Annotated in this window: 4 protein-coding genes; 1 reads left to right on the forward strand and 3 read right to left on the reverse strand. The window is 69.2% G+C overall.

Going from position 1 to position 4,007, the window contains the following annotated elements; translation table 11 throughout:
* From VIM19_01060 to dnaK, 3 genes are all read right to left on the reverse strand, one after another.
* A partial coding sequence (locus tag VIM19_01060; GenBank protein HEY5183505.1) for a DnaJ domain-containing protein occupies nt 1-534 on the reverse strand: 534 nt, incomplete at its 3' end.
* Nucleotides 535-592: 58 nt separating this feature from the next.
* The gene (grpE, locus tag VIM19_01065) at nt 593-1,213 is read right to left on the reverse strand and encodes a nucleotide exchange factor GrpE (GenBank protein ID HEY5183506.1); all 621 of its coding nucleotides are present in this window, start codon (nt 1,211-1,213) and stop codon (nt 593-595) included.
* Nucleotides 1,210-3,057, reverse strand: coding sequence for a molecular chaperone DnaK (gene dnaK / locus VIM19_01070; protein ID HEY5183507.1), 1,848 nt, complete (start codon nt 3,055-3,057; stop codon nt 1,210-1,212). The genes grpE and dnaK overlap by 4 nt, the downstream gene beginning before the upstream one ends.
* A gap of 253 nt (nt 3,058-3,310) precedes the next feature.
* Here dnaK and VIM19_01075 point away from each other — a divergent pair.
* The coding region (locus VIM19_01075) for a Fe-S oxidoreductase (GenBank protein ID HEY5183508.1) at nt 3,311-4,007 on the forward strand (697 nt) is incomplete at its 3' end.

Consider the following 4,007-nt stretch of genomic DNA (forward strand, 5'->3'; position numbering starts at 1 on the left):
CCCGGTGCCGTGGCAGACCGGGCAAGCGGCGTCGCTGGTCAGCCGCAACGGGACGGTGACCCCGTCGGTCGCCTCGGTGAACCCGAGGGTGACCTCCGACTCGATGTCCGCGCCGCGCCGCGGCTGGACCGTGGTGGGGCCGCCCCGGCCACGGCCGAAGATGCCGCCGAACAGGTCGCCGATGCCGCCCGCCCCGGCCCCGCCGGGACTACCGGCGCCGCCGAACAGGTCGCCGAGGTCGAACGGCACCCCACCGGGACCGCCGCCGGCCCCGCCGGGCACCCGGAAGCCGCCGTTGCCGAACAGCGCCCGGCCCTCGTCGTACTCCTTGCGCCGCTTCTCGTCGGACAGGACGTCGTAGGCCTCGGAGATCCCCTTGAACCGTTCCTCGGCCGCCGGGTCGCCCTTGTTGGCGTCCGGGTGGTACTGGCGGGCCAGCTTGCGGTACGCCTTCTTGATCTCGTCGGCCTTGGCGCCCTTGGGGACGCCGAGGACCTTGTAGAAGTCCTTCTCCAGGAAGTCCCGGCTGCTCATCGGCGTCCCCTCCTCTCGGTGCTTCGGGTTGCTCGTCGGGTCACACGTCGGGCGGCGGTCAGACCTGCTCGCCGCCCTCCGGCGGCCCACCCGGCGTAGGCTCGGCCACCGCCACCCTGGCCGGGCGGACCACCCGGTCAGCGAACCGGTAGCCGGCCTGGTAGACCGCCACGCAGGTGGCCTCGGCCACGTCGTCGCGGTGCTCGTGGGTCAGCGCCTCGTGCACGGTGGGGTCGAACGACTCGCCCACCGTGCCGAAGGGCACCAGACCCAGCCGTTGCGTTGCGGCCTCGAGGGCCTCACCGACCGACTTGAAGCCGCCCTCGAGCTCGCCGTGCTCCCGGGCCCGGCCGACGTCGTCGAGCACCGGCAGCAGTTCGGTCAGGGCCGCAGCCACAGCCTGCTCACGCACCAGGTCGCGGTCGCGGTCCACCCGCTTGCGGTAGTTGGCGTACTCGGCCTGCAGCCGCTGGACGTCGGCGGTCCGTTCGGCCAGCTGCTCGGCCAGCACGGCGATCTCGGCGGAGATCTCCCCGGCCTCGAACTGCTCCTCGTTCAAAGCGGCCGCGGCCGCTCCGGGGGTACCCGCGGGCTCCCGGAGCTGGCCGGTGGCCGGGTCGATCCGCCGCTTATCCCGGATCACCGGTCCCTCGTGCGGCTGGGTCGACTCATCGCTCACTTGTTCCCGCCCTCACCCTCGTCGACGATCTCGGCGTCCACGACGTCCTCGTCGGCCGAGCCGCTGGTGCCGGTGCCCGACTCGGACGAGGGGGCGGAGTGCTCGGCCTGCGCGTACATCGCCGTCCCGAGCGCCTGGCTGGCGGTGGCGACCTTCTCGGCCGCCGACTTGATGGCCTCCGTGTCGTCGCCTTCGAGGGCCTTCTTCAGGTCCGCGAGCGGTCCGTCGACGTTGCTCTTGGCGTCGGCCGGGATCTTGTCGGCGTTGTCGGCGATGAACTTCTCGGTCTGGTAGACCAGCGACTCGGCCTGGTTGCGGGTCTCCGCGGCCTCGCGGCGGCGGTGGTCCTCCTCCGCGTACTGCTCGGCGTCACGCATCATCCGCTCGATGTCGTCCTTCGGCAGCGCCGAGCCGCCGGAGATCGTCATCGACTGCTCCTTACCGGTGCCGAGGTCCTTGGCGGAGACGTGCACGATGCCGTTGGCGTCGATGTCGAAGGTGACCTCGATCTGCGGGATGCCGCGCGGGGCCGGCGGCAGGCCGGTCAGCTCGAACATGCCGAGCCGCTTGTTGTACGCGGCCATCTCACGCTCCCCCTGGAACACCTGGATCTGCACCGAGGGCTGGTTGTCGTCGGCCGTGGTGAAGATCTCCGAGCGTTTCGTCGGGATCGTGGTGTTGCGCTCGATCAGCTTGGTCATGATGCCGCCCTTGGTCTCGATGCCCAGGGACAGCGGGGTGACGTCGAGCAGCAGGACGTCTTTCACCTCGCCCTTGAGGACGCCGGCCTGCAGCGAGGCACCGACCGCGACGACCTCGTCGGGGTTGACGCCCTTGTTCGGCTCCTGGCCACCGGTCAGCTCGCGGACGACGTCGACGACGGCGGGCATCCGGGTGGACCCGCCGACCAGGACCACCTGGTCGATCTTGTCCACGCTGACGCCGGCGTCCTTGATGACCTGGCGGAACGGCGCCTTGGTGCGCTCGAGCAGGTCGGAGGTCATCTGCTGGAACTGCGAGCGGCTGAGCTTCTCCTCCAGGTGGAGCGGGCCCTCGGAGCTGGCCGTGATGTAGGGCAGGTTGATCGTCGTCTCGCTCTGCTGGGACAGCTCGATCTTGGCCTTCTCGGCCGCCTCACGCAGCCGCTGCAGAGCCATCTTGTCCTTGGACAGGTCCACGCCGTGCGCGTTCTTGAACGCGGTGACCAGGTGGTCGACGACCTTCTGGTCCCAGTCGTCGCCGCCGAGGTGGTTGTCGCCCGAGGTGGCCTTGACCTCGACGACCCCGTCGCCGATCTCGAGCAGGCTGACGTCGAAGGTGCCGCCGCCCAGGTCGAAGACCAGGATGGTCTGCTCCTTGTCGGACTTGTCCAGGCCGTACGCGAGGGCGGCTGCGGTCGGCTCGTTGATGATCCGCAGCACGTTCAGCCCGGCGATGTCCCCGGCCTCCTTGGTGGCCTGCCGCTGGGAGTCGTTGAAGTACGCCGGCACGGTGATCACCGCGTCGGTGACGGTCTCACCGAGGTAGGCCTCGGCGTCCCGCTTGAGCTTCTGCAGCACGAAGGCGCTGATCTGCTGCGCGGTGAAGTCCTTGCCGTCGATGCCAACCTTCCAGCCGCCGTCGCCCATGTGCCGCTTCACCGAGCGGATGGTGCGGTCCACGTTGGTGACGGCCTGCCGCTTGGCGACCTCGCCGACGAGCACCTCGCCGTTCTTGGCGAACGCGACGACGGACGGCGTCGTGCGGGCGCCCTCGGCGTTGGCGATGACGGTGGGCTCGCCGCCCTCGAGGACGGAGACGACGCTGTTGGTGGTGCCGAGGTCGATGCCGACCGCTCGGGCCATGGGGAGTACCTCCGGAACAGGGGAAGAACGACAGATCGGTGCGACCATCTTGCGCCCTTCCCCCTGTCGACGCAAGTGGCTTGAGTCTGGTTGACTCAACTTTGCTACTACGTCAACCTCAGGGAGGGTGACAGGATTCCCAAGTGGCAGGATCCGGACAAGATCGCCGTCCCAGAAGTTACCGACGAGTAGCATCGGGCTAGGCTCCGCCCAGGTGCTCCGTCCGATTCCCCTGCCAGCCCGGGAGGTCGCAGTGGATCAGCCATACGAGAGCTGGATCTGGCTCGCCCTCGGCCTGCTGCTCAGCGTGGTGGGCTTCGCCATCGCCGGGCGGAGGCTGCTGTGGATCAACCGGCTGGCGCGCACCGGCCAGCCGGAGCCGAACCTGCTCGAGGACTCCCGCAAGGCTGTGGAGGCCGAGGCCGTCGAGGTGCTCGCCCAGCGCAAGCTGCTCAACTGGACCGTTCCCGGGGTGGCCCACGTCTTCGCGTTCTGGGGCTTCCTCGTGCTCAGCCTCACGATCATCGAGGCGTACGGCGCGCTGTTCAGCCGCACGTTCGCGATCCCGGTGCTGAAGAACTGGTCGTTCATCGCGTTCATCGAGGACCTCTTCGCGGTCCTCGTCCTCGTCGCGGTCATCGTGTTCGCGCTGATCCGGGTGCGGCAGAACCCGGCCAAGCTGGGACGCGAGTCCCGGTTCTTCGGCTCCCACCTCGGGGCCGCCTGGCTGGTGCTGTTCATGATCTTCAACGTGGTCTGGACTCTCCTGCTGTACCGGGCCGCTCAGATCAACACCGGCCACTTCCCCTACCCGGGCGGGGCGTTCGCCTCGCAGTGGGTGGCCGACCTGCTGCCGGCCGGCGAGACCGTCAACGGCTGGCTGGAGATCATCGGGATCCTGCTGCAGATCGGCGTGGTGCTCGGGTTCCTGGTGCTCGTGGTCTACAGCA

The organism is Actinomycetes bacterium (assembly GCA_036510875.1).
In the GTDB taxonomy this organism is placed as follows: Bacteria; Actinomycetota; Actinomycetes; order Prado026; family Prado026; genus DATCDE01.

What these genes read in the sequence shown, in the direction of transcription:
- dnaK (HEY5183507.1), bottom strand. Translation starts at nt 3,057, where the DNA reads ATGGCCCGAGCGGTCGGCATCGACCTCGGCACCACCAACAGCGTCGTC.